21 protein-coding genes and 1 pseudogene are annotated in these 24,022 nt (G+C 60.8%); 12 read left to right on the top strand and 10 right to left on the bottom strand.

Going from position 1 to position 24,022, the window contains the following annotated elements:
• The first annotated feature begins 37 nt into the window (after positions 1–37).
• Positions 38–958, top strand: a complete 921-nt coding sequence (locus ACJ8HT_RS04895) for a L,D-transpeptidase family protein (protein ID WP_038878352.1) — start codon at positions 38–40, stop codon at positions 956–958.
• A gap of 318 nt (positions 959–1,276) precedes the next feature.
• Here ACJ8HT_RS04895 and ACJ8HT_RS04890 read toward each other — a convergent pair whose 3' ends face one another.
• Positions 1,277–1,924: a hypothetical protein gene (locus ACJ8HT_RS04890; protein WP_049202337.1), complete on the bottom strand. Its 648-nt coding sequence runs from the start codon at positions 1,922–1,924 to the stop codon at positions 1,277–1,279.
• Positions 1,925–2,046: 122 nt separating this feature from the next.
• Between ACJ8HT_RS04890 and ACJ8HT_RS04885 the strand changes: the two are divergent.
• The 7 genes and pseudogenes from ACJ8HT_RS04885 to ACJ8HT_RS04855 form a co-directional block, all read left to right on the top strand.
• A pseudogene (locus ACJ8HT_RS04885) lies at positions 2,047–2,184 on the top strand (helix-turn-helix domain-containing protein); the annotation flags it as partial.
• A 244-nt stretch (positions 2,185–2,428) separates the two neighbouring features.
• Positions 2,429–2,836: an ExbD/TolR family protein gene (locus ACJ8HT_RS04880; protein ID WP_038878355.1), complete on the top strand. Its 408-nt coding sequence runs from the start codon at positions 2,429–2,431 to the stop codon at positions 2,834–2,836.
• Between the two features lies 1 nt (position 2,837).
• A complete protein-coding gene (locus tag ACJ8HT_RS04875; protein ID WP_070915062.1) occupies positions 2,838–3,584 on the top strand; it encodes an energy transducer TonB family protein in 747 nt (248 codons plus the stop codon).
• 39 nt (positions 3,585–3,623) lie between these two features.
• Positions 3,624–5,867: a TonB-dependent receptor family protein gene (locus ACJ8HT_RS04870; protein ID WP_197652771.1), complete on the top strand. Its 2,244-nt coding sequence runs from the start codon at positions 3,624–3,626 to the stop codon at positions 5,865–5,867.
• A gap of 46 nt (positions 5,868–5,913) precedes the next feature.
• Positions 5,914–6,564: a MotA/TolQ/ExbB proton channel family protein gene (locus tag ACJ8HT_RS04865; RefSeq protein ID WP_019454931.1), complete on the top strand. Its 651-nt coding sequence runs from the start codon at positions 5,914–5,916 to the stop codon at positions 6,562–6,564.
• Positions 6,557–7,807: a phospholipase D-like domain-containing protein gene (locus tag ACJ8HT_RS04860; protein WP_197652770.1), complete on the top strand. Its 1,251-nt coding sequence runs from the start codon at positions 6,557–6,559 to the stop codon at positions 7,805–7,807. Before ACJ8HT_RS04865 ends, ACJ8HT_RS04860 begins: the two co-directional genes overlap by 8 nt.
• Before the next feature lie 126 nt (positions 7,808–7,933).
• A complete protein-coding gene (locus ACJ8HT_RS04855; RefSeq protein ID WP_197652769.1) occupies positions 7,934–9,148 on the top strand; it encodes a hypothetical protein in 1,215 nt (404 codons plus the stop codon).
• 23 nt (positions 9,149–9,171) lie between these two features.
• On the opposite strand, the gene ACJ8HT_RS04850 is transcribed toward ACJ8HT_RS04855, so the two are convergent.
• The 4 genes from ACJ8HT_RS04850 to ACJ8HT_RS04835 form a co-directional block, all read right to left on the bottom strand.
• Positions 9,172–10,281: a DmpA family aminopeptidase gene (locus ACJ8HT_RS04850; RefSeq protein ID WP_033652835.1), complete on the bottom strand. Its 1,110-nt coding sequence runs from the start codon at positions 10,279–10,281 to the stop codon at positions 9,172–9,174.
• A gap of 2 nt (positions 10,282–10,283) precedes the next feature.
• Entirely contained in the window at positions 10,284–11,660 is a 1,377-nt protein-coding gene (locus tag ACJ8HT_RS04845) for an APC family permease (protein WP_087762968.1), read from the bottom strand.
• Positions 11,661–11,787: 127 nt separating this feature from the next.
• Positions 11,788–13,296 carry a CoA-acylating methylmalonate-semialdehyde dehydrogenase gene (locus tag ACJ8HT_RS04840; protein WP_197652768.1) on the bottom strand — a complete coding sequence of 503 codons (1,509 nt, stop codon included), beginning with the start codon at positions 13,294–13,296 and terminating at the stop codon, positions 11,788–11,790.
• Positions 13,297–13,306: 10 nt separating this feature from the next.
• Positions 13,307–14,647, bottom strand: coding sequence for an aspartate aminotransferase family protein (locus tag ACJ8HT_RS04835; RefSeq protein ID WP_047729079.1), 1,341 nt, complete (start codon positions 14,645–14,647; stop codon positions 13,307–13,309).
• Positions 14,648–14,782: 135 nt separating this feature from the next.
• Between ACJ8HT_RS04835 and ACJ8HT_RS04830 the strand changes: the two genes are divergently transcribed.
• A complete protein-coding gene (locus tag ACJ8HT_RS04830) occupies positions 14,783–15,712 on the top strand; it encodes a LysR family transcriptional regulator (protein WP_038878382.1) in 930 nt (309 codons plus the stop codon).
• 259 nt (positions 15,713–15,971) lie between these two features.
• Here the strand turns inward: ACJ8HT_RS04830 and ACJ8HT_RS04825 are convergent, their stop codons facing one another.
• Complete coding sequence (locus tag ACJ8HT_RS04825) at positions 15,972–17,099, bottom strand: iron-containing alcohol dehydrogenase (RefSeq protein WP_197652767.1); 1,128 nt, start codon at positions 17,097–17,099, stop codon at positions 15,972–15,974.
• A gap of 229 nt (positions 17,100–17,328) precedes the next feature.
• Here ACJ8HT_RS04825 and ACJ8HT_RS04820 point away from each other — a divergent pair, with 229 nt between their 5' ends.
• The 3 genes from ACJ8HT_RS04820 to ACJ8HT_RS04810 all read left to right on the top strand — a co-directional run bounded on the left by ACJ8HT_RS04820 (position 17,329) and on the right by ACJ8HT_RS04810 (position 19,874).
• The gene (locus ACJ8HT_RS04820) at positions 17,329–18,087 is read left to right on the top strand and encodes a helix-turn-helix transcriptional regulator (RefSeq protein ID WP_047729076.1); all 759 of its coding nucleotides are present in this window, start codon (positions 17,329–17,331) and stop codon (positions 18,085–18,087) included.
• 101 nt (positions 18,088–18,188) lie between these two features.
• Positions 18,189–19,490, top strand: coding sequence for an NAD(P)/FAD-dependent oxidoreductase (locus ACJ8HT_RS04815; protein ID WP_033636959.1), 1,302 nt, complete (start codon positions 18,189–18,191; stop codon positions 19,488–19,490).
• Between the two features lie 18 nt (positions 19,491–19,508).
• The gene (locus ACJ8HT_RS04810) at positions 19,509–19,874 is read left to right on the top strand and encodes a cupin domain-containing protein (protein ID WP_194571621.1); all 366 of its coding nucleotides are present in this window, start codon (positions 19,509–19,511) and stop codon (positions 19,872–19,874) included.
• A 39-nt stretch (positions 19,875–19,913) separates the two neighbouring features.
• Here the strand turns inward: ACJ8HT_RS04810 and ACJ8HT_RS04805 are convergent, their stop codons facing one another.
• The 4 genes from ACJ8HT_RS04805 to ACJ8HT_RS04790 all read right to left on the bottom strand — a co-directional run bounded on the left by ACJ8HT_RS04805 (position 19,914) and on the right by ACJ8HT_RS04790 (position 23,899).
• The gene (locus tag ACJ8HT_RS04805; protein WP_194571619.1) at positions 19,914–20,720 is read right to left on the bottom strand and encodes an alpha/beta hydrolase; all 807 of its coding nucleotides are present in this window, start codon (positions 20,718–20,720) and stop codon (positions 19,914–19,916) included.
• 94 nt (positions 20,721–20,814) lie between these two features.
• Positions 20,815–21,927, bottom strand: coding sequence for a class II histone deacetylase (locus tag ACJ8HT_RS04800; protein WP_194571617.1), 1,113 nt, complete (start codon positions 21,925–21,927; stop codon positions 20,815–20,817).
• Positions 21,924–23,111 carry an MFS transporter gene (locus ACJ8HT_RS04795; protein WP_195873781.1) on the bottom strand — a complete coding sequence of 396 codons (1,188 nt, stop codon included), beginning with the start codon at positions 23,109–23,111 and terminating at the stop codon, positions 21,924–21,926. The genes ACJ8HT_RS04800 and ACJ8HT_RS04795 overlap by 4 nt, the downstream gene beginning before the upstream one ends.
• 140 nt (positions 23,112–23,251) lie before the next feature.
• The gene (locus tag ACJ8HT_RS04790; RefSeq protein ID WP_038878402.1) at positions 23,252–23,899 is read right to left on the bottom strand and encodes a helix-turn-helix transcriptional regulator; all 648 of its coding nucleotides are present in this window, start codon (positions 23,897–23,899) and stop codon (positions 23,252–23,254) included.
• Positions 23,900–24,022 lie beyond the last annotated feature (123 nt).

Below are 24,022 nucleotides of genomic sequence, written 5' to 3'. Positions count from 1 at the left end.
ATACCCATAATCGCCAGTGGCCTTGACCAACACGAAGATGAAAATGAGCATTCGCGCGTTATTAACCCTGTTTACGGCACTGGTTGCATTCAGCCAGGCTGCCTTCGCCGTCGTCTACCCGCTGCCGCCAAAAGACAGCCGTTTGGTGGGCGAGAATATCCAAATCACCGTACCGGAAGACAGCAAACTGCCGCTGGAAAGCTTCGCCGCCCAGTATCAGATGGGGCTGAGCAACATGCTGGAGGCCAACCCGGGCGTGGATCCGTTCCTGCCGAAGGCCGGCAGCACCCTGACCATCCCGCAGCAGCTGATCCTGCCGGACGCGCCGCGTGAAGGCATCATCATCAACAGCGCCGAGATGCGTCTGTACTACTACCCGAAAGGGTCTAACACCGTGGTGGTGCTGCCGATCGGTATCGGCCAGCTGGGTAAAGACACCCCGCTGAACTGGACCACTACCGTACAGCGCAAGAAAGACGGCCCGACCTGGACGCCGACCGCCAAGATGCGCGCCGAATATGCGGCCGACGGTGAAATCCTGCCTGCGGTGTTCCCGGCCGGCCCGGATAACCCGATGGGGCTGTATGCGCTGTATGTTGGCCGCCTGTATGCCATTCACGGCACCAACGCCAACTTCGGCATCGGCCTGCGCGTGAGCCACGGCTGCGTGCGTCTGCGCGCCGACGACATCAAGTACCTGTTCGAGAAAGTGCCGGTCGGCACCCGCGTGCAGTTCATCAACGAACCGATGAAAGCCACCGTCGAGCCGGACGGCTCGCGCTACGTGGAAGTGCACAACCCGCTGTCGGCCAACGAAGAGCAGCTGCAATCGAAAGATCCGGTGCCGCTGACCATTTCCGCGCCGGTCGGCAAAGTGCTGATGGACGCCGGCGTCAACCAGAGCGAAGTGGACGCGGCGATCAAGGCCCGTTCCGGTATGCCGGTGAAAGTGAACTGATCGCCTCGGGCTTCAGTGAACGCGATAAAAAGACGCCTGCGGGCGTCTTTTTTTATGCGGTTTTGATAGGGACTCAATTGAGCGTAGGCGCAGCGTTACAGAACGCTCTGCGCTTGCTCTAAACGCCATCATGGAACTTCATGGCTATATAATAGATGAAGTAGGCCAGAACAAATCCAATGCAAGAAAAAACTGCGTAAACAATATGATATGAAGAGTCAGAGAGCAGCGTGAAATAGGCGATGCATAGCAAGGTCATGGTAATGACGGCATAGCTAATCCCTATGATGACTCTTGACATGAGCACTGAAAAAACCTTCATTTCGACACCTTTTTAAAAAATAGCTCGGTAATGCGGTCAAACTCGCCTCTGTTTTTTCGCCAAATTTCTATCGCTTGTTCAAATGGCTTTGTTTTGGGTTCTACCAGAAAATATAAGAGATCCAAATTCCCCGCACGCCTTAAGTTATCGTAAATTTCAGGATTTCGCTGTCGTAACTGGCGTGAGGTGTGGATGGCCCTTGAGTTCATAGCACCGAGGGTTAGCAGTGATGTTAGGGCATAACCTGTTGCGAGGCGAATAACCATCCTTTCGGAAAGCACCGCCCCTAAGTTAACCATCAAAACCTGATTGCTTACAAACCTGCCTGCAATTTTCCCGGAGCCTTTTTCAACCCACCTTTTGACTTTCTCTACATCGACTTTTTTCAGATATTCGTCAACGACAAGTTTTACGATTTTGGTCAGTGAGTGTTGGTTAGCAAGTCCAGCTTTAATGAGGCGAAGCATTCTTTCTGTGTCATATCGATTTATGGAGCGGCTATCTGTATTGATAAAATCATATGCTAGGTATCCCATATCAACGGGAAAGGAGATGGCCCCTTCGATAAAACCGCCAAAGAAATTACTTTTTGAATTTACAGCGTTCGCCATCTCTTGGGCGATTTCCTTCGCACCTTTTGCCATGACTCAACTCCCTTTTGCTTATCGTCCGGCGATAGTCTACTTAACTGAACTGCCTTTCTCTATACGGGAACGACTTATTCGATTTGCTGAATTGTATCGTAATCGTAGGGGAGTGCGCTGGATTGCAGCCCCAAGAGATCAAAGCCTTGCGTGAGCAGTTACGTTTAAGCCAACCGGTTTTTGCCCGGTATCTGAATACCAGCATGTCGCTCAAGCTGCTTTCGATCGTACGCAAACATGGGCTTCAGGTCTTGTTGTAGTGACCGTTTTGGTTGTCACTATTCTCACATTTACCTCTCTGCCCTTGTCTCTCTGAAATACCCATACGGCAATTATTCCAATAAAAACTATCGCTTATTAATAAGTTATATCTCCTCCGTCATCACCTATCATTGAAAAAATTCTCGCAAAAAATCCACACTGTGAAAATAAGATCACACAAGCGTAACAAAAGGTAAACAAACCCCTCCTATATTGGCTGCTTCGCTTTTGGGAGGGAGTGTCATGCGTAACTGGAACGAACCGAAAAAGAATAAAGCGCACATCGAGCTGATCCCGATGATCGACGTGATGATGTTTTTATTGGTGTTTTTCGTCTTGATTAGCCTGAACGTCATTCCGGCGCTCGGGCTGAAAACGCAGCTGCCGTCTGCCGGCAGCGCGCAGCAGCTGAAACCGCAGAAAAAAGCGATCGTCACGCTGGGGGCCGACGAACAGCTGCAGCTGGATGGCCAGCCGATTGCGCTCGACGCGTTGGTCAACACGCTGAAGCAACAGCAGCAGGCCAACCAGACCACCACCATCATCGTCAACAGCGACAAGGGCGTGGCGGTCGAGCGGCTGGTGGCGGTCATGGACAACCTGCGCCAGGGCGGTTTCCTCTCCGTCTCCATCGCGACACGGAAGCTGTGACATGTATCTGCTCTATCGCTCACGTCATCTTTTCAGCTGGCTGCCGGCGTTGATTGTCGCCGGTTGCCTGCTGTTCGCCAGCCAGCAGGCGGCGCTGAAGATCCAGCCGCGCTACGACGAAACCGCCATCGAACTGGCGCTGGTGGAGCCTGAACCGGCGCCTGAACCCCAACCGGAAACGCCGCCGGAGCCCCAGCCCGAACCGCCGCCGCCCGAGCCGGAGCCGATCCCCGAACCGGTGGTGCCGGCGCCGGAACCGATCGTGGAAGCCAAGCCGGTGCCGAAACCGCAGCCGAAGCCCAAGCCCAAACCGGTGAAAGAGAAAGCCAAACCGGTAGAGAAGCCTAAAGCGACGCCGGCGCCTGCCGCCCCGCGCGCGCTGGTGAGCAAACCGGCGGCGCAGCCCGCACCGGCCGCCCCGGCGGCGCCGAAGGTGAACGCGCAGGCGATTGAAAACGGCTATCTGCTGGCCTTGCGCCGCGAGCTGGAACAGCGCAAGCGCTACCCGAGCGGGCGCCAGGCCTCGCTCGAGCGCCCGCAGGGCAACGTCGAAGTGTGGCTGGAGGTCGATCGCAGCGGGCGGGTGCTCTCTTCCGGCATCGCCAACAAAGCCGCCAGCATGCTGCTGAACCGCGCGGCGATGAGCAGCCTGCAAAGCATCAGTTCAGTGAAGCCGTTCCCGAGCGAGGCGTTCGCCGGGCAAACAACCAAAAGATTTACCGCAACGTTCAATTATCAGGCGCCTTAGCGCAAGGGTTAATCGTTTGATTTTTATGGGATGCACACAATGAAATCGTTTAATCGTTCTGGGATCTATCTGGCGGTGATGTCGGCGATGCTGCCGGGCGCCGCGCTGGCGGCCGACGCCACCGATGTCGGCACCATCAGCGTCAAGGGGCAGTCGCTCGGCGGCGGCATGATGGTGCAGGATGACAGCGCCAAGGCGCGTTCTACCGTCACCAAAGAGGCGATGGACAAAATGCCGTCGGCGGCCAACGCCATCGACAAGCTGAAATACACGCCGGGCCTGAACGTCAACAGCAACGACGCCAGCGGCCTGAGCGGCGTGGACTACACCATGCGCGGCATGAACTCGGATCAGATCGGCCTGTCGATGGACGGCATTCCGATCAACGACTCCGGCAACTACGCGGTGTACCCGAACCTGCTGGGCGATGCGGAAAACCTGGAGGAGGTGTTCGTCACCCAGGGGTCTTCCGAAGCGGACGGCCCGCACATCGGCTCCAGCGGCGGCAACATCGGCCTGGTGACGCGCCGCCCGGCGAAAGACTTCGGCGGTTTCGTCAAGCAGACGCTGGGCAGCAACAGCCTGAGCAAAACCTTCGCCCGCCTGGACACCGGCGAGTACAACGGCTTCAGTAACTGGCTCTCCTATTCGCACACCGAAGCGAAGAAGTGGCGCGGCGAAGGGCGACTGTACTCCGACAAGTTCGAGATGAACTCGCTGTATGAAGACGGCAACGGCAACAGCAGCAATCTGGTGATGAAGTACAACCGCCAGAACAACACCAACTACAACACTCTGAGCAAGGCGCAGTTCCAAAACGACGGCCGTGACACCGACTACGCCACCACGCCGGAGTACAACAACAAAGGGCAGTTGAACAAGTATTACAAGATTGAACGCAACCCGTTCGAAAACTTCACGCTGTCGTTCACCCAGAAGCTGCAGCTGCGCGATAACCTGTCGCTGACCCTGCAGCCGTATTACTACTGGGGCAACGGCGGCAGCTTCAACGGCCAGACGGCCTCGGTGTTGTCCAACACCTCCAGCAAGGCCGGGCAGTACGATCTCAGCAACCTGAAATCCAACACCTACTACCGCCCGTCGTGGACCCAAACCTGGCGGCCGGGCATCACCACCAAGCTGAAGTGGGACATCAACGAGCAGCACAGCCTGGACATCGGCTACTGGTATGAGCGCGCACGTCAGCTGCAGACTCAGCCGTTCATCAGCATCAAGGGCGACGGCAACCCGTCGCAGATTTGGGGCCAGCCGGGCGGATCCGATCAGGTGAAGGACGCCAACGGCAACACCGTTCAGGGGCGCAACCAGTACACCATCACCCCGGCGCAGAAGGTGTGGCTGCAGGACACCTGGTTCGCCACGCCGGACTGGACCTTCGTCGGCGGCCTGGCCTATCAGTACGTGGAGCGCAAAGGGGACAACCGCGGCAGCCTGTACAACGTGCCGGAGAAGCGCAAAGCCACCTATCATGAATTCCTGCCGAACTTCAGCGCCAGCTATAAGGTGAATCAGGAAAACCAGGTGTTCTACAACCTGACGCGCAACATGCGCACACCGCCAAACTACGTGCTGTACAACGTCGGCGACTCTCTCAGCACCAAGCCGGAACTGAGCTGGAACCACGAACTGGGTTGGCGTTTCCAGCAGGAAGACATGCTGCTGAGCGCCACGCTGTTTTACATGCGCTACAGCGATCGCCAAATCTCCACCACCAACTCGGCCGGCGACTACGAGATGATGAACATCGGCAACGTGGAGAACAAAGGGCTGGAGCTGGAGTGGAGCGGCCAACTGCCGCATAACTTCAACTACTACACCTCTTATACCTACACCGAGTCGAAGCAGAAGAGCGACATCGTCAGCAACGGCGGGCTGCCGCTGCCGACCTCCGGCAAAGAGGTGCCGAACGTGCCGAAAAACCTGCTGAACATGACGCTGGGTTATGACGACGGGCTGTATTACGGCAGCGTCAGCGGCAAGTACGTCAGTTCGTTCTACGGCGATCTGACCAACGACGAGAAGATCGGCGGCCGCACGGTGTTCGATCTGGCGGCGGGGGTGCATCTGCCGGTGGACAAGAAAATCGTCAAAAGCGCCGCGCTGCGCTTTGGCATCAGCAACCTGTTTGACAAGGAATACCTGACCTCGGTGCGCACTACCACCTTCAACGCGGCGCCTTACGGCGGCGTGAAGGCCAGCACGCCGTATTACAACGTCGGCGAAGAACGCACCTTCAGCGTTTCGCTGGAAGCCACCTTTTAACTGAATACCCTGCCGCCTGCCGGGCGGCGGGGAAGAGGAGCCCTGTATGGACGCCAATCTGTTGCACGACATTATTTTCTACGTGATGTACGCCGCGCTGGCAATCGCGCTGGTGATCATCATCGAACGCACGCTGTACTTCGCCTATACCCAGCGCCAGGCGCGCCGGCTGGAGCAGGCGCTGACGCCGGACGTGCGTCGCGCCGCCGATCTGCCAGACGAGTTGACCCAGCGCAACAGCCTGCCGATGGCGGTGATCGCCCCGGTATTGGCGCAGAAGCACCGCGCCGGCGACCGCGAGGCGATCGGCGATCTGATCGACGCCCAGTACCTGCTGAGCAAGCCGCCGATGGCGCGCGGCCTGTGGCTGCTGGAAACCGTGGTCACCGCCGCGCCGCTGCTGGGGCTGCTGGGCACCGTGATGGGGATCATCGAAACTTTCAAGGCGCTGGCCGCCTCGGGGGTGTCCGAGCCGAGCCTGGTGTCGGCCGGGATGGGCACCGCGCTGTACGCCACCGGCCTCGGCATCGCCATCGCGCTGCTGTGCCTGGTGGCCAACAACTTCCTGCAGAGCCGCATGGAGCGCATCAACGAACTGCTGAAGGTGCTGCTGATCCGCGCCGGCCAACCGGCCAGCCGCCCGGAGAGCGGCAGCGGCGAACAATGGGTTGACAGCGGAGCGCCGCGCTATGCCTAATGGCCATCCAGTACGGCGGCCGCTCGGCCGCCTTTATACGGCATTGTGGGGCGGTTGTTTGTTGATGTTGAGCCAGAGCGCTGCGGCGCGTTTTGCGATTCCCGGCTACGAGCTGGTGTACACCGCGCCGGTGGAAACCGCGCTGCAGGCCGACGACCTGCGCAACACCGCCGAGGTGTGGCGCGAGATGTTCGACGCGGCGAAAACCCGCATCGATTTGGGGCAGTTCTACGTGGCGAATCAGGACGGTTCGCTGCTGGACGGCGTGCTGCAGCACCTGAAGGCGGCCGGCGAACGCGGGGTGAAAATCCGCTTTTTGGTGGAAGATAAGGGCATTCGCATTTCTACCGCCGAGACGCTGGAACAGCTGAAGGCGATCCCCCATCTGGAGCTGCGCATTATTCCTTACCAGAAGCTGAGCGGCGGCATCCTGCACGCCAAGTATCTGCTGGTGGACGGCGAGCAGGCGTTCGTCGGCAGCCAGAACTTCGACTGGCGCGCGCTGGAGCATATTCACGAAACCGGGCTGCGCATCAGCGACGCCAAGGTGGTGGGGCAGATCCAGGCGATCTTCGAGCAAGATTGGCAGGCGCAGGCGCTGCTGGCGCAGGATAAACCGGTGCCGCCGCTGCCCGATTCGCCGATGACGGCGCCGACGCAGGGCAACTATCTGGTGGCCAGCCCGCGCGCCTACAACCCGGCGGGGGTGATTGACTCGCAGGCCGAGCTGCCGCGCTTGCTGGCCGGCGCCAAGCGGCGGGTGCGGGTGCAGGTGATGGACTACGCGCCGCTGTCGTTCGGCCCGGAACGCAGCCGCCCCTTTTATGCGGTGATCGACAACGCGCTGCGCAGCGCGGCGGCGCGCGGGGTGCAGATCGAGCTGATGGTGGCCAACTGGAACACCAAAAAGCCGGATATCGCCTGGCTGAAGAGCCTGGCGCTGGTGCCGAACGTGCAGATCAAAGTGGTGACCATACCACCGGCCAGTAGCGGCTTCATTCCGTTTGCCCGCGTGATCCACAGCAAGCTGATGACCATCGACGATGAGATTGCCTGGGTGGGCACCAGCAACTGGACCGGCGGCTATCTGGACAACTCGCGCAATCTGGAGCTGGTGATGCACAGTGCGGCGATGAGCGGGCGGTTGGACAAGCTGTACCAACAGCTGTGGAACAGCGTCTACGCCGAACCGCTGCGGTTGGATTACGACTACCCGACGCCCAAGCCGGGCGGTATTAAGTGAATATTATTTAGAGTATTGGCTATGACTAATGAGGTATGAATTCTGGTATTCATACCTCATTAGGTTGTTTGAGGCGTGTTTAGGATGTACGATTCCTATATTCAATGCAATGATATAGGTTAGGCAATGGAACGTGCTCATAAAAAAAATCTGCTACTTGAACGAATAAAAAAGAGTAATAAAAAAAGAAATAGTGGAGTAAAACAGCTATTCTCCATCTTTAATGAACAGTGGAAGTTAGTTACTATTACTGCGTTCACGATAGGTTTCTTAAATTATTGGACATATCTTTACTCCATCGGCAGACGTGACTTTATTTGGGACTCTCTGGGAGGGTTCAATACATTTATTATTTTTTCAATATCGGTAACTTTGAGCACAATGGCATTGGCTTTCTTTCTCTATGCACCTTCTTTATTGATTTTCTTGATTCGATATGAAAAGGTTGGCCGTAGAGATTTGGAGCCTTGTTTTTGCCTTCTTATGTCATTTTTCTTTTCGGTTTTTATCATTTTCTTACTCTCCATCCTTTTTAGTGAAATTAAGGGAGTGTTATTGATTATTGGTATGACAATCACCTTAATTTTTTTGATTTTCTTTATAATTACAAGGTTTATGTTTGGTTTTGAGGGGAGTAAGTTAAAAAGTACATCGATTGCCATGGGGTTGTCTATCTACTCATTGTTTTTCATGGTAATTATAATAAATCTTAGTGATATGGGTAGTTCTGAATCATGGAGTCAGTTACTTGCAATGTTTACCTTGCTGATGATTCAGTTGCTTCCTGGCTTAGTCTTGTTCTTACCTGGCAAAAAAAATAGTAAAAGAAATAAAAAAGATGACTTTGTTCTGTCGGTGGTTTTTGGTGTGTATATAATGCTCATTGCTATCCCCGGTGCTTTTTTATATGCCCAGTATAGCTCTCTGAAGTTTTTTGGAATCATTGATGTTGATACTCACATCTTTCATATAAATAAAAATGATTTCGACAACCGTTTGATTGATAAGGTTGATTGGAGTTTAGATAACGGCTTTAGTTGTATGAAAAATGGATTTGACTATAAGGAGGGGAGTTTGATTGCGGGGGCGATCGGCTTTCGTTCTGGAGGAAGGATTCTTGTTTGTCCACCTAATTACCCTAAGGTTGTGAAAGCATTCTTGCGGGAGAGAATGCTAATTATTAATTATATAAAGAAAGGTATGCATGTGGATTTAGAAAAAGAAACTAAAAAATGCATTGCTCTTAGTGATACGCCATCCTTACAACAAGATGTATTGGAATCAACTTTTTTTATGGCTATAAAAGTTAGTTACATAGCAATGATGAAATGTTGCGGGTAGATTATATCTTCCCGCGAGCATTTTTACCGCCGCCAGCCGGCCTTCTCCAGCGCCGTCACCAGCTGCTCGGCGCTCAACCCTTCCGCCCGGTGGCCGTTGCCGCTGACGGTATTGGCCGCCAGCAACGCATTCACGATCGCTTCCTCCACCGCTTCCGCCGCTGCGGCGAACAGCGCCGAAATGTAGTCGTTGTTCACCATGCGCAGCGGCGTGGTGAAGGCGCCTTTGTTGGCGTAGTCGGCGGGCGGTAGGCCGTCGTTGCCGGTGGCGAAGGCGATGAAAATGTCGCCGCTCGAGTCCTCGGTGCCGCCGCCGGTGCGGGCGATGCCGATGCTGGCGCGCTGCGCCAGCCGCGCACACTGGTGCGGCAGCAGCGGCGCGTCGGTCGCCAGCGCCACCACGATGGAGCCCATGCCGGGATGCGGCAACTGCGGCGTGAACGGCGAGGGGAGATGACCCAGATGCCGGCCTACCGGGTAACCGCCGACCAGCAATGATTCGCGCTTGCCGTGGTTGGCCTGCACGATGGCGCCCACCGTCCAGCCGCCCTGATCGGCGGGCAAGCGGCGCGACGCGGTGCCGCTGCCGCCTTTGAATTCATGGCAGATCATGCCGCTGCCGCCGCCGACCGCGCCTTCCTGCGGCAAGCCGCCCCGGGCCGCCTGCTGCGCCTGGCGCACGTGCTCGGCCTTGACGTGAAAGCCGTTGATGTCGTTGAGCAGGCCGTCGAAGGTTTCCATCACCACCGGCATATTCCAATACACCGCGTTGTCGCCCGCGGGCAGCGTTTCACGCTCCAGCGCGATCAACGCATCGCGCACCACGCCCACGCTGTGGGTGTTGGTGAAGGCGATCGGGCTGGTCAGCAGGCCCGCTTCGCGCACCCATTCCAGGCCGGTGGCGTCGCCGTTGCCGTTCAGCACGTGCACGCCGGCAAAGCAGGGGGCGTGGCGGGCGGAGCCGGGGCGCGGTTCGATCACCGTCACGCCGGTGCGCACGCTGCGCCCGTCCGCCAAATCGGCGTGAATGCTGGCATGGCCGACGCGCACGCCGGGCACGTCGGTGATGGCGTTCAGCGGGCCGGGCGTGCCCTGTCCGATAATAATGCCCAGATCCTGAGCGCGCTGCGTCATGGTTATTCTCCTTCTATTGAGGGGGCGGCGAGGGGCGCCGTCTGGCGGCCGCGCAGATGGTTCAGCGCCAGCCCGAAGCCGATAATGCCGGCAATGATAATAAAGTCTTTTAGGCTGCTGGCGATCAAAATCGTCCACAGCACGTACAGGCAGCACAGCAGCGCCACCACCACCGGCAGCGGCCACAGCGGCATCAGGTACGGGTGGTGGAAGTGGCGGCGACGGCGGCTGATCAGCGCCGCCACCGCCATGATGATGTACACCAGCAGCAGCAGGATCACGGTGAACGAGGTCAGCGATTCGAGATCGGAGCAAAACGCCAGCAGCGCCGACGGCACGCCGAACAGCAGGGTGGCGATCCAGGGGGTGCCGAAGCGCGGGTGGATGATTTTCAGCGCCCGGTTAAACGTCGGCAGCCAGAAGCCGTCACGCCCGCTGGCGAACATCATGCGGCTGAACTGCGCCACGATGGCGATGATGGCGTTGAACACCGACAGGTAAATCGCGCCGCTTACCACCCGCGCCAGCGTCGGGCCGCCGAGCTGGGTGACCACATAGCCGACCGGATCGGCCTGTTTGGCCATCTCGGTCAGCGACGGCGAGCCGATCAGCAGGGCGGTGAACGGCACCAGCTCCACCAGCACCACGATGATCAGCGTCAGCATGATCGCGATCGCCATTGGCCTGCCCTGTTCGCGCATGTCTTCCGCCATGTACACCGCCGCGCCGTAGCCGTTGTAGGAGAACAGCGCGACCCCGACCATGGCGACGATCAGCGGCAGCGACACCGGCGCCAGGCTGCCTTGCGCGTCCAGCATCACCGGCGCGGTGAGGATCTCCGTGCTCTGATGCGGGTGGCTGAAGCCGAGCCAGGCGATCAGCGCCAGCACCGCCACTTCCACCACCAGAAAGGCGCCGGTCAGCAGGGCGTTGGCCTTGATGTTGAAAATGGCGCAGATGCCGCCGACCAGCACGGTGAGCATGCCGGCGGTCGAGGCGTCGAACTGGGTGCCCAGCGCGGTGTTCAGGTAGGGCACCGCGCCGGTGGCCAGCACCGCCGGCACGAACAGCGAGGCGCTGAGGATAAACAGATAGGTCTGCAACCCGCACAGGGTACCGAACAGGCGCTTGATGATGCTGTACTCACCGCCGGCGCTGGGATGTGCGGCGCCGAGCTCGGCATAGCACAGCGCGATGGCGGCGGCGACGCAGGCGGCGATCAGAAACGACAGAAAGGCGCCGCTGCCGGCGCTGGCGATCGCCAGCGGGGCGATGACGAAGATCGAACTGGCCGGCGTCACGCCGGACGCGGTGATCATCACCACGTCGAGGACGCTGAGATTGCCTTTGAAGGTGTGTTCAGGGGCGGACTCTTTCATGGGATAACGACTCCATTAACGTGTGAGTGAATTATTGTTTTGCTGCACAGGCTGTACGCAGGAATCAAATGGAGCGCGCGGAAATGCCGGGGAGCGTTGCTCCCCGGAAGTTTATTGTTCTTATGTGTTACCCCTGCCCCGATGGGAAGCTGAAGCTGGCGCGCCGGGCATCGCCGGAGGCCGGCCAGCGCTGGGTCACGGTCTTGCGTTTGGTGTAGAACCTGACGGCGTCCGGGCCGTAGGCGTGCAGATCGCCGAACAGCGAGCGCTTCCAGCCGCCGAACGAGTGGTAGGCCACCGGCACCGGCAGCGCCACGTTGATCCCCACCATGCCGACCTGAATGCGGCTGGAGAAGTAGCGCGCCGCTTCGCCGTCGCGGGTGAACAGACAGGTGCCGTTGCCGTATTCGTGGGCGTCGATCAAGGCCATCGCCTCCGGCAGCGACGCCGCGCGCACCACGCCGAGCACCGGGCCGAAGATCTCCTCCTGATAGATGCGCATGCCGGGCGTCACGCGATCGAACAGCGTCGGGCCGAGGAAATATCCTTGGCTGGGGCGGCCGTCGGCGCCGATCACGCTCAGTTCGCGGCCGTCCACCAGCAGCTCGGCGCCTTCGGCTACGCCCTGATCGATATAGCCTTTTACCTTCTGATAATGCTGTTGGGTCACCAGCGGCCCCATGTCGTTGCGGTTGTCGCTGCCGGGGCCGACGCGCATGGCGGCCATCTGTTGCCGCAGCCCGGCGATCAGCGCTTCGGCGGTGCCCTCGCCCACCGCCACCACCAGCGGGATGGCCATGCAACGCTGGCCGCAGGAGCCGAAGGCGGCGCCCATCAGCGCGCCGACCGCGCCGGGGATATCGGCGTCCGGCAGCACCACCGCGTGGTTCTTGGCGCCGCCCAACGCCTGCACCCGTTTGTTCTGCCCGCAGCCGGTGTGATAGATGTGTTCCGCCACCGGCGTCGAGCCGACGAAGCTGATCGCTTTGACGCGCCCGTCATGCAGCAGCGTCTCCACCGCTTCGCGATCGCCGTTGACCACGTTGAGCACCCCCGGCGGCAGCCCGGCTTCCGCCGCCAGCCGTGCGATATACAGCGCGGCGGAAGGCACGCGCTCGGAAGGCTTCAGCACGAAAGTGTTGCCGCACGCCACCGCCATCGGCCACATCCACAACGGCACCATCGCCGGGAAGTTGAACGGCGTGATGCCCGCCACCACCCCCAACGGTTGAAACTCGCTCCAGCTGTCGATGCCCGGGCCGGCCTCTTTGCTGTGTTCGCCCTTCAGCAGTTCCGGCACATAGCCGGCGTATTCGATATTCTCGATGCCGCGCTGCAGTTCGCCCAGGGCGTCGCTGAGCACCTTGCCGTGCTCGGCGGTGATCAGTTGGCAGATGGCGTCGGCGTGCTGCTCCAGCAGATCCTTGAGCTTCATCATGATGCGCGCGCGCTTCAGCGGCGGGGTGTCGCGCCAGGCGGGATAGGCCTGTTCGGCGGCGGCGATGGCGCGCTCCACCGTGGCGCGGTCGGCCAGCTGCACCTCCTGCGCCGATTGGCCGGTGGCCGGGTCGTAAACCGGCTGGCTGCGTTCGCCGCCGGCGGCGGGCTCGCCGTTGATCCAATGGGTAATGGTCATGGTTCTCTCCTTATTCGGTGGCGTTGAGGGCGTCGCCGACGGCGTTGATCAGCGCATCGATCTGCGCTTCGCTGCTGATGAACGGCGGCGCCAGCTGCAGGGTGTCGCCGCCGTAGCGCACGTAAAATCCGCTTTCCCAGCAGCGCATCGCCGCCTCGAAGGGGCGCCGCGCCGGTTCGCCCGGCCGCGCCGCCAGCGTAATGCCGGCCGCCAGGCCGATGTTGCGAATGTCGGCGACGTGTTTGGCTCCCTGCAGGCTGTGCACCGCGCGCTCGAAGTAGGGCGCCAGCGCCTGTACGCGCTCCACCATCTGTTCGCGCTGCAGGATGTCCAGCGTCGCCAGCGCGACCGCGCAGCTGACCGGGTGGGCGGAGTAGGTGTAGCCGTGCGGGAATTCGAGCTGGTAGTCCGGCTCGCCGCCGTTCATGAAGGTGTGGTAGATCTCCGGCCGCACCACCACCGCGCCCATCGGCTGCGCGCCGTTGGTCACCTGTTTGGCGATGTTCATGATGTCCGGCGTGACGCCGAACGCCTCGGCGCCGGTCATCGCGCCGCAGCGGCCGAAGGCGGTGATCACTTCGTCGAAGATCAGCAGGATGTCATGCTGAGTACAGATTTCGCGCAGGCGCTGCAGGTAGCCGACCGGCGGCACGATCACCCCGGCGGAGCCGGAGAAGGGTTCGACGATCACCGCGGCGATCGTTGAGGCGTCGCGCAGCGCGATGATGCGGTTGAGCTCTTCCGCCAGCTCTGCCCCCTGTTGCGGCATGCCGCGGGAAAAGGCGTTGCCGGCCAGCAGAGTGTGCGGCAGGTGGTCCGCTTCGGCGCCGGCGCCGAACGTCTTGCGGTTGCCGGCAATGCCGCCGACCGAGATACCGCCGAAGTTAACGCCGTGATAGCCCTTTTCCCGGCCGATAAAGCAGGTTTTGCCCGCCTGGCCTTTGGCGCGCCAGTAAGCGCGCGCCATTTTCAGCGAGGTGTCCGCCGCTTCCGATCCGGAGCCGGTGAAGAACACGTAATCCAGCCCCGCCGGCGTCAGTGCCTTGATCTTGTTGGCCAGTTCGAACGACAGCGGGTGGCCGAACTGAAACGCCGGCGAGTAATCCAGCGTCGCCAGCTGGCGCTGGGCGGCGTCGGTGATTTCCTGCCGGCCGTGCCCCAATCCGCAACACCATAATCCGGACAGGCCGTCGAAAATCTTTCTGCCGTCATGGCTGGTGTAATACGCCCCCGCGGCTTGAGTAATGATGCGCGGCTGCGCTTTAAAATTACGGTTACCGGTAAAAGGCATCCAATGGGCCTCTAACCCTTCGGCATCGAGACTATTTAGCGGGTGATTTTCAGCGGCCATGTTTTCCTCCGAACAGGAAAATAAGAGCGATTAATGAAATAAACCGAGTTGTTAACGAATTGTTGTGCGAAATTGACTATGTACCGCTTGTTCTCTACTGTGAATAATCATATGTCGAAACTTACTTAAGGTTTTATGCAAGTAAAAAAGCGCGCGCTGTTAGGGCAATTGTCGGATATGGATCTGCGTTTGCTGCGGGTATTCAAGGCCGTGGTCGACTGCGGCGGCATGAGCGCCGCCGAACTGGAGCTGAACATCAGCCTGTCGACCATCAGCAAGCACATCAAGGATCTGGAGCAGCGGCTGGGCCTGACGCTGTGCCAGCGCGGGCGCGAGGGCTTTGCGGTCACCGACGAGGGGCTGCTTATCTACCAGGAAACGGTCAACCTGCTGGCGGCCACCGAGGCGTTCCGGCGCGGGGTGGACGAGGTGCACCAGCGCATGGGCGGGCAGCTGCACGTGGCGATATTCGACCATACGGTCAGCAATCCGCAGGCGCAGATCGGCCGGGCCATCGCATTATTCAGCGAGCGTGCGCCGGAGGTTTCTTTGCAAATGTACGTGGAGCCGATTAATACCATTGAACGCGGCGTCATTGACGGACAATTTCAGGTTGGCGTTATTCCCATGCACCGCAGCGCGGAAAGTTTATCTTATCATTCGTTATTCAGTGAGAGGATGTTCTTATATTGCGGCGCGCAGCATGAATTATTTTCCGCCCCCCATGAAACATTAAATTGGGATCTGCTGCACAATTATGCCTTCGCCGGATTAGGCTACCATTCGCCGAATATGGAACTGAGCCTGCAGCAACATTTGCATCGCAAAGCGACGGGGTTCGCGCAGGAGTCGATCGCCACGCTGATCCTGTCCGGCAAATACGTCGGCTTTTTGCCTGATCACTACGCGGCGTTTTTCGTGGCGCAGAATATGATGCGGGCGATCAAACCGGCGCTGTTCCGCTATCACTGCGAATATTCCAGCGTGCTGCGCCGCTCACCGGTGCCACAGCGGGTGGTGAAGCTGTTCCATGAGTGCCTGCTGGCGGCCCACGGAACAGCGTGACGCTTACTGCTCTTTCTTCTTGCCGAAGATTCTGATCAGCGCGCCGACCAGGATGCCGACCGCGATGCCGGCGAAGATCCAGCCGATGATGCCCATTTCCTTAACTCCTGCTAGTACGTTGATCTGATTATACCCGTCATACTTGAAACTGCATCTGTGTTGGCTGCGAGTGCGTACGCCAGTCACTTACTTGAGTAAGCTCCTGGCGAGCCACCTCTTGCCGCCGGGATGCAGCTCCAACTATTTAGGGTAGAAATAATCATTCGACGCGAAACGCCTCTTCGATCATCCGTTGCCGCTGCGCCGGCGCATAGTCGATCCAGGAATTCTTGCTGTTGGATTTCTCCAGCGCCACCGCCAGTTCCTGGCCGGAAATCGGCAAATCGTCCTGCCAGAACGGCGCGATGGCGTGGTGGGTGATGAAATCGGTCAGGTAGCTCTCCGGGCTGCCCTGCCAGTGCGGGTACAAGCGCGCGGCCAGCTCGGCCATCAGCGCGCGTTGCTGCGGCTGTTCGCTGCTTTCCAGCAGGGCAAGGAACGGCAGCAGCAGGCGGCCGCAGACCTGGCCGTGGTGGTAGTCGCGCAGCGCGCCGATCTCGCCGGCGATGCCGTGGATCACCCCCAGCCCGGCGGCGCTCAGCGTCAGCCCCCCAAGGTACGAAGCTTGCATAATCGCTTCGCGCGCCGCGTCGCTGCGGTTGAGCGCCGGCCAGGCCGCAAGGAAGTGGCGGATGCCGCTCAGCGACATGTCGCGCGTCATGGCGCCGGCGGTTTTCGACAGATAGGCCTCGAACAGGTGGGTGAAGGCGTCGATGGCGCAGTAGGCCAGCACCTTGTCCGGCGCGCCGGCCAGCAGCTGCGGATCGAGAATGGCGGTGTGCGGCACGAAGTTATTGTGGCGCAGCGAGGCCTTCACTTTGCTGACCTGGGTGTCGGTGATCACCGCGTTCTGCGTCACCTCGCTGCCGGTGCCGGCGGTGGTAGGAATGGCGATCAGCGGCAGGGTGGCGCCGCTGATTTTGCTGTCGCCCACTTTTTCCATATAGCGCAGCGTCGGCAGCGGATGCTCCACCAGCGCGGAGAACGCCTTGGCGGCATCCAGCACGCTGCCGCCGCCGATGGCCACCACGCGCCGCGCCTGGCCGCGCCAGCGCGCCACCCAGGCGTCTATTTCCTGCGGCGACGCCTCGTGGCTGACGATCTCGGTGCCGATGAGCAGCGGCGTCAGCGATTCGCGCAGGCCGGCGTACACCGGGCCGTTGAGAAAAGATCGGCAGCTGAACAGCAGCGTCGGCTGCGGATCGGCAAGCAGCAGCGGCGGCAGTTGCTGGATGCTGCCGTGGCCGAACCAGGTCTGGCGATTGGCGATGATGTGGCTGACGGACATGAGGTCTCCTTGACGGCGTTGCAGGGCGCGATGCCACAGCATAAGCCAGCGGGCGCGGAGCGGCCACCGCTTTCCCCGCTGCGGCAACTTGTGAGTTGTTTAACATGTAAACGATCGCGTTCTTGCATTTCGGCGCGCCGGATGCTTTTTTTAACAGTACTGGCCGCCATGCGGCTAACCCCATCCGAAATCGGTAGATTGTTAATGTATTAATAATGGCGAGGCGGGTATGGATATTCAGGTTGAACGCTTGTCTGCGGTGATCGATGCGGTGGCCAGCCCGCGCTTTTATCCCAGCCTGTTGAATTGGCTGGAAGGGTTTTTCGCCTTCGACAACGCCATCGTCTATGCCTTCGAACGCGGCCGGCCGCCGCGCTGCCTGATCAAAACCGAGCGGGAAAACAGCGATGCGGTTAACCAGATCTACCAGCAGGGCGCCTATCTGCAGGATCCGTTTTACCGCGCGCTGAACGACGGCGGCGAAGGCGAGGTGCTCACGCTGCGCCAGCTGGCACCCTGCGGGTTTTATCACAGTGACTATTACCGTAATTTTTATCGCAAGACCGGCTGGCACGATGAGGCCGGCGTGCTGCTGCAGCTGACGCCGGAGCGCGGGCTGGGGGTGTTCTTCGGCTCGGCGCGCCGCACGGTGGCGGTGCGCTACCCGCAGCGGGCGGATCTGCGCAGCGCGCTGACGCTGGTGAAAAGCGTGGCGCGGCTGCACGGCGAAGTGGTGGCGGCACCGGCCGAGGCCGACACGGGGAACGACGATGGCGCGCAGGCGCGTTATCTGCTGACGCCGCGCGAGCGCGAGATCGTCGATCTGATCCTCGCCGGCTGCGGTTCGCAGCAGATTGCCGACCGGCTGTTCATCAGCCTCGGCACGGTAAAAAATCACCGCAAGAACATCTACGGCAAGCTGAACATCGGCTCGCAGGCCGAACTGTTCAGCCTGTTGCTGACTGCTCCGCAGCGCCGCAGCGCGTGAATGTTAATTTTTTGTAGCAAATGTCCCTAAGGGGACATAGCGGACGATCCCACGGCTCCCGATAATCCGATGTCATGGCATAGGCAATCGGGAGTGCGGCAGTGAACAACGAAATCGAGTCCTTAACCTACTACGCGGCGACCAAAAAATACGATCTGCGCTTCCCGACGCTGGAAGAGGATCTGGACGTCGACGTGGTGATCATCGGCGGCGGCTTCTCCGGCATCAACACCGCGCTGGAGCTGGCGGAGAAGGGCATCACCAACATCGCCATTCTCGAAGGCCGCTATCTGGGCTACGGCGGCACCGGGCGCAACGGCGGCCAGGTGATGGCCGGCATCGGCCACGATCTGGAGAAGATCAAGCGCCACGTTGGCCCGGCCGGGCTGGAAACCATCTTCAAAATCAGCAACCTCGGCGCCGGCATTATCCGCGAGCGCATCAAGAAATATGATATCGACGCCGACTTCTGCTTCGGCTATGGCTATCTCGGCAGCAACGCGCGCCAGGAGAAGACCCTGCGCGGCTGGCTGAAGGAGTTCAAGGCGGTAGCACCGCAGGAGGAGATTGAGCTCTACACCGGGGCGGAGGTGAAGCAGGTGGTGGGCTCCGACGCTTACACCTGCGCGCTGAAACACATGGGCGGCGGCCACGTGCATTCGCTCAACCTGCTGCTGGGCGAGGCCAAGGCGCTGAGCGGCTACGGGGTGAAAATATTCGAGAACAGCAGCGTGCTCAACGTGGAGTACGGGCCGCGCATCACGGTGCGCACCGCTATGGGCTCGGTGCGCGCCAACAAGATGCTGTGGGCCTGCAACGGCTTCCTCAATGGCATGGAGCCGCAGATCTACCGCAAAACCATCAATACCTACGCCTTCCAGCTGGCCACCGAGCCGCTGTCTGACGATCTGATCCGCCAGATCAGCCCGATCCGCGGCGCCTACAGCGACATCCGCCCGGTGATCGACTATTACCGGGTGACCAACGAAAACCGGCTGCTGTTCGGCAGCGCCACCCGCCTGATCGAATATTTCCCGTCTGATCTCAAGGCCTGGAACCGCAACCTGATGCTGAAGGTGTTCCCATACCTGAAAGACGTGAAGATCGATCTGGCCTGGGGCGGCCCGCTGTGCTGCAGCGCCAACCTGTTCCCGCAGATCGGCACGCTGCCGGATCGCGACAATGTGTTTTACGTGCAGGGCTACTCCGGCTTCGGCGTGACGCCGAGCCACATCGTGTGCAAGGTGCTGGCGGAGGGCATGAGCGAAGGATCCGATCGTTACGATCTGATGAGCTCGATCCCGCACGTCAACATCTTCGGCAAGGACAAGCTGCGGCGGGTGATGACCACCGCCGGTAAGGTTTGGCACCAGACATCCGGCTACTGGAAAGGCCGCCGTTAACCCTCAGAGGAGAATGACATGAAACCGTTACTGCTTAAACAACCGCTGCCGGAACTGCTGGATATCGGTAGCGTCAGCAACCTGGGCGCCACGGTGATCGCCGGCACGCCGACCGTCGGCGTGGCCAGCATCTTCGGCGAACCGACCGACAACCTGAACTGCGGCGTGTTTAGCTGCACCCGCGGCAGCTTCGTGATGGAGTATCCGTTCGCCGAGCACGCCACGGTGTGGGAAGGCAGTGCGACCCTGACCAATGAACGCACCGGCGAATCGGTGCAGTATCAGGCCGGCGATTCCTGGTTCGTCGAGAAGGGCACCCCGGTGCGCTGGGATATCACCTCGGATCGCTTCGTCAAACACTATCTCGCCATCGTCGAAGGCTGACGCCGTCATGCCCCCCTCGGCCCGCTGAGGGGGAGCGCCTTAGCCTAACACCCGCGCAATAAAATCGGTCACCCGCTTGAGGATCTGATCCTTATTGGTTTCGTTAAAGCTCTCGTGCCGCCCGCCCGCATTGATCATCCGCTCGAAATCGTCGCCGCGCAGACGATCGAGCGCGGTTTGCGTTTCGCTCATCAGCACCAGCCGATCGTCGTCGCCGTGGATCCACAGCGTGGGCAGCGCGCCGAAGCCCGGCCCGGCGTTGATGGCGGCGAGGATCCGCTGCATGGCGCGCAGGGTGGGGCGCTTGAACGGCCCGTGCCACACCAACGGATCTTCCTGATAGGCCGCGCCGACCGCCGGATCGCGCGCCAGGGTGGCGGTATCCAGCGGCGCGTCGGGGAGCGTCGGCAGTTCGGCCAGATCGGAGATCGCCGTTCTGTCGCCAAGCAGCGGGCCGGACAGCACCAGCGCACGCACCTCCTCGCCGTAGCGCTGCACGTAGCGGGTGGCGATCATGCCGCCCATCGAGTGGCCGATCACCACCAGCGGCAAGGTGGGGTATCGCTGCCGGAAATGGTTGACCACGCGCTGCACGTCGTCGACCACGGCGTCATAATCTTCGATCAGCACGCGTTCGCCCTGCGACAGGCCGTGGCCGAGGTGATCGGGGCCAAACACCCGCGCGCCCTGTGCCTGCAGCGTGCGCGCCACGTATTGGTAACGGCCGAGGTGCTCGCCGTAGCCGTGTATCAGCAGCGCCAGATAGCGCGGCTGGTTGTTTCCCCAGTCGTGCACGGCGATGTCGCCGTGACGGCCTTTGATAAAGCTGACGGTTTGTTCGGGCATCTTATTGTTCTCATGGTGGTAGGGTTGCCTTTCAGCGTAGCGGCTGGTGGCGAGGTTGTCAGGGGCGCCGGGTGCGGCGCCCGCAGAGAGGGGATTACAGGCCGAACTGGCGCGCCAGCTCGTCGAGCGCTTCGCGCTGGAAGCGGTTGAAGGCGTCGCGCGGCTGCTGTTGCTGGATGAACGCCAGCAGCGGATCCTGCACTTCAGTGCGCACGCCGCTCAGCTGTTCCATCACCGCCAGCCCGCAGAACGGCACGTAGGACTCGGCGTAGCCGCCTTCATGCACCATCACCAGCTTGCCGCCGCACAGCCGGTCGGCGGCGTCCTGCACCAGCGCGGTCATGGCGCGGAAGCTGTCGCTGTGCAGCTGCATGCGCGCCAGCGGATCGAGGGCGTTGGCGTCGTAGCCGCAGGCGACGATGATCAGCTCCGGCTCGAATTTTTCCAGCGCCGGGATGATGATGCGCCGCATAGCGTGCAGGTAGCCGTCGTCGCCGGCGCCGGCCAGCATCGGCACGTTAACGTTGCAGCCCGCCCCGTCGCCTTCGCCGCGATCCCGTTCGCCGGAATAGCCCGCCGGGAAGCAGCCGTCCTGATGCAGCGACAGCGTCAGCACGTCGCCGCGCTGCCAATAGATGTGCTGGGTGCCGTTACCGTGGTGCACGTCCCAGTCGAGCACCGCCACCTTGCCGAGGCCATGGCGGGCCTTGGCGCGCTCGATGGCGATGGGAATATTGGCCAGGAAGCAGAAGCCCATCGATTGATCCGGCAGGCAGTGGTGGCCCGGCGGGCGCGACAGCGCATAGGCGTTATCCAGCTCGCCCTGCAGCACCGCCTCCACCGCCGCGCAGGCCAGCCCGGCGGAGAGCTTGGCGATTTCATAGCTGCCCGGCCCCAGCGGCGCTTCCTCTCCCAGCAGGCCGCCGCCGCTGTCGCTCACCTGTTTGAAACGCTGCAGGTAGTGGGCGGGGTGAATGCGCAGCAGGTCTTCTTCCGTCGCCGGTTCGGCGCTCAGCAGGGTGAGCTGGCGTGACAGGCCGGACACGTCCATCAGGTTCTTCATGCGCCGTTTGGTTTCCGGCGATTCGGCGTGGCCGGCGCCCGAAGGCGGTTGCACCCAGCCGCCGACCGGCAGGGTGGTGGCGTGCAGGCCGGTGCTGTGCCAGAAACAGCGTTCATCAAACAAGAAACCGGTTGTTTTTTTCACCTTTCTCCTCCTGTTATACGGCGCGGTGCGCGCGGTGAAGCCAGCGAAATCAACAGCAGCGACAGCAGCGCGCAGCCCAGCGCGCCGAACAGCAAAGCGTTGAAACCGCCGAAAGATTCGATCAGAGAGCCGGCCAGCGTCGGGCCGATGGCCATACCGCCGCCGATCACCAGGTTGATGCCGTTCATCAGCTTGCCATCGTTATCCAACCCGGCGACCCGCGCCAGAATGAACGGCAGCACGAAGGTCCAGGTGAATTTGAACAGTAGAGCGGCCAGGGCAAAGCGCAGCAGCAGAGGCTGGCTCGTCAGCAGCGCCACGCTGGCCAGCAGCAGGGCGTACCCCAGCACGATCAGGCGTCCACCGCTGAAGCGCGCGCCGATCAGCGCCGCGGCCCCCGCGCCGACGATGCCGAGCAAGGTGGCGACGGCCAGCACCTGGCCGCTGTGGGCCGGCGACAGCCCGGCGCCGGCGGCGATGCCGCCGATAAAGGTCCAGACGGCGCTCAGGCTGATGTAAAAGGTCAGCACCGCCAGCACGGCGCACAGCTTGCGTGCCAGCGAGGCGGCGGGGCCGCTGCGGGCGGCGCGGGCGGCGGTGAAACCGTTGGGGAATGCCGGGATGAGTGGCAGGCAGCACAGCATGATGGCCGCCAGAATCAGGTAGACCGCCATCAGGCCGAAGTGCGCGAACAGCGGCGGCAGCACCAGCAGCCCGACCGCGCCCAGCACCAGCTGGCCGAGCACCCAGAAGGCATAGACCCGACTGGGATTGGCGGTGCCGGCGGCGCAGGTGATGCACAGGATCATCAGGGTGCCGCCCGCCAGCGAGGCGATAAAGCGCAGCGGCAGCAGCAGGGTAAAGTCCTGCACCAGCGCCGAAGCCAGGTTGCCGACGATAAACACCAGCGCCGACAGCGTAGCGACCCGTCGCCAGTTGATGCGCCCGATCCACCACCACGCCGGCAGCGTGGCCAGGCTCATGGCGCCGAGTTCGGTGGAGAACAGGTGGCCGATCTGCGCCGGGCCGAGCTGCCACTGCGCGGCGAGCTGGGCGGCCACGGCGGGGGCGGTCATCAGAATGCCCGGCGCGATGGCGGCGAAGACGATAATGGCGGTCAGCAGCCGCGGCGGGCAGGGGAGCGCCGCGCCGACGGCGGGCGCGGAAACCGAATCACTGGACATAAAGTTTATTCCCCAAGCGTTGAGTGACGATGAAATATCCCGCCCGGCCCGATTGCGGGCAGGGGGAGGCCGCGCCATAAATGGCGAATACGTTTTGGCGTTATTTTCCGGCCGTCGGCAGCGGCGGCCGTTATCGGGCGTTAACCGTGGGCGAGAAAGCCGCCGGCGACCAGTTCGGTGCGGTTCACCACGTCGGTTTTGGCGAAAATATTGCGCATATGGGTTTTCACCGTGGACAGCGAAATGCCCAGCTTCAGGGCGATGCGCTTATTGCTGGCGCCTTCGCGCACCATGTTGACGATTTCTTGCTCTTTGGCGGTCAGCAGCTGCGCCTCGCCGTCGGGCAGCAGATCGCGCGTCGCCAGTTCGATCAGCGGCAGCACCGCGCGCAGGCGGCCGCGCTCCACTTCGGTAAACGGCGTATCGCGGATCAGCGATACCCCGGCGACGATGCGCTTGCGCTGGCGGATGAAGATCTCCGTCATGTCGCGCATGTCGTTCGGCAGCATAAAGTCGTGGTAATAGCGGCGGTTGCCGGCGATCGCCGCCGGGCTCATGCCGACCATGGTGATGTCCTGGCGATGGAAATTGGCCGGTTGCAGCGGATCTATCTGCTGGAAGTGGTTCAGATACTGCTGATGCGTTTTATCGGGCATGCCGTGCAGGATGTAGTGATCCGGCCGCAGGTCGCGATCGACCAGATAAAACACCCCGGCGGACACCGGGATCAGGTGCGTGATGGTCGCCAAACAACTGTTGATAAAGGCATCGGATGCGGTGCTGTGCATGATTCGTGTTCCTCCCTTTATCATTCAATCTGGAGAAGGTTGGCGGTCAATATATGAACGATACAAGCATAGTTGTAGCAATTTGGCAACACAATAAAAACATATTAACAACGTGAGGCCGAT

Origin of the sequence: Serratia sp. CY44782, from assembly GCF_052168715.1 — a bacterium.
GTDB classification, from domain to species: domain Bacteria; phylum Pseudomonadota; class Gammaproteobacteria; order Enterobacterales; family Enterobacteriaceae; genus Serratia; species Serratia nevei.
The sequence above is the reverse complement of the archived record's forward strand: the minus strand, read 5'-3'. Positions and strand labels throughout refer to the sequence as shown.

Bases quoted from the DNA above. Each gene is read 5' to 3' on its own strand.
- ACJ8HT_RS04895 (WP_038878352.1), top strand. From the start codon at position 38: ATGAAAATGAGCATTCGCGCGTTATTAACCCTGTTTACGGCACTGGTT.
- ACJ8HT_RS04890 (WP_049202337.1), bottom strand. From the start codon at position 1,924: ATGGCAAAAGGTGCGAAGGAAATCGCCCAAGAGATGGCGAACGCTGTA.
- ACJ8HT_RS04880 (WP_038878355.1), top strand. From the start codon at position 2,429: ATGCGTAACTGGAACGAACCGAAAAAGAATAAAGCGCACATCGAGCTG.
- ACJ8HT_RS04875 (WP_070915062.1), top strand. From the start codon at position 2,838: ATGTATCTGCTCTATCGCTCACGTCATCTTTTCAGCTGGCTGCCGGCG.
- ACJ8HT_RS04870 (WP_197652771.1), top strand. From the start codon at position 3,624: ATGAAATCGTTTAATCGTTCTGGGATCTATCTGGCGGTGATGTCGGCG.
- ACJ8HT_RS04865 (WP_019454931.1), top strand. From the start codon at position 5,914: ATGGACGCCAATCTGTTGCACGACATTATTTTCTACGTGATGTACGCC.
- ACJ8HT_RS04860 (WP_197652770.1), top strand. From the start codon at position 6,557: ATGCCTAATGGCCATCCAGTACGGCGGCCGCTCGGCCGCCTTTATACG.
- ACJ8HT_RS04855 (WP_197652769.1), top strand. From the start codon at position 7,934: ATGGAACGTGCTCATAAAAAAAATCTGCTACTTGAACGAATAAAAAAG.
- ACJ8HT_RS04850 (WP_033652835.1), bottom strand. From the start codon at position 10,281: ATGACGCAGCGCGCTCAGGATCTGGGCATTATTATCGGACAGGGCACG.
- ACJ8HT_RS04845 (WP_087762968.1), bottom strand. From the start codon at position 11,660: ATGAAAGAGTCCGCCCCTGAACACACCTTCAAAGGCAATCTCAGCGTC.
- ACJ8HT_RS04840 (WP_197652768.1), bottom strand. From the start codon at position 13,296: ATGACCATTACCCATTGGATCAACGGCGAGCCCGCCGCCGGCGGCGAA.
- ACJ8HT_RS04835 (WP_047729079.1), bottom strand. From the start codon at position 14,647: ATGGCCGCTGAAAATCACCCGCTAAATAGTCTCGATGCCGAAGGGTTA.
- ACJ8HT_RS04830 (WP_038878382.1), top strand. From the start codon at position 14,783: ATGCAAGTAAAAAAGCGCGCGCTGTTAGGGCAATTGTCGGATATGGAT.
- ACJ8HT_RS04825 (WP_197652767.1), bottom strand. From the start codon at position 17,099: ATGTCCGTCAGCCACATCATCGCCAATCGCCAGACCTGGTTCGGCCAC.
- ACJ8HT_RS04820 (WP_047729076.1), top strand. From the start codon at position 17,329: ATGGATATTCAGGTTGAACGCTTGTCTGCGGTGATCGATGCGGTGGCC.
- ACJ8HT_RS04810 (WP_194571621.1), top strand. From the start codon at position 19,509: ATGAAACCGTTACTGCTTAAACAACCGCTGCCGGAACTGCTGGATATC.
- ACJ8HT_RS04805 (WP_194571619.1), bottom strand. From the start codon at position 20,720: ATGCCCGAACAAACCGTCAGCTTTATCAAAGGCCGTCACGGCGACATC.
- ACJ8HT_RS04795 (WP_195873781.1), bottom strand. From the start codon at position 23,111: ATGTCCAGTGATTCGGTTTCCGCGCCCGCCGTCGGCGCGGCGCTCCCC.
- ACJ8HT_RS04790 (WP_038878402.1), bottom strand. From the start codon at position 23,899: ATGCACAGCACCGCATCCGATGCCTTTATCAACAGTTGTTTGGCGACC.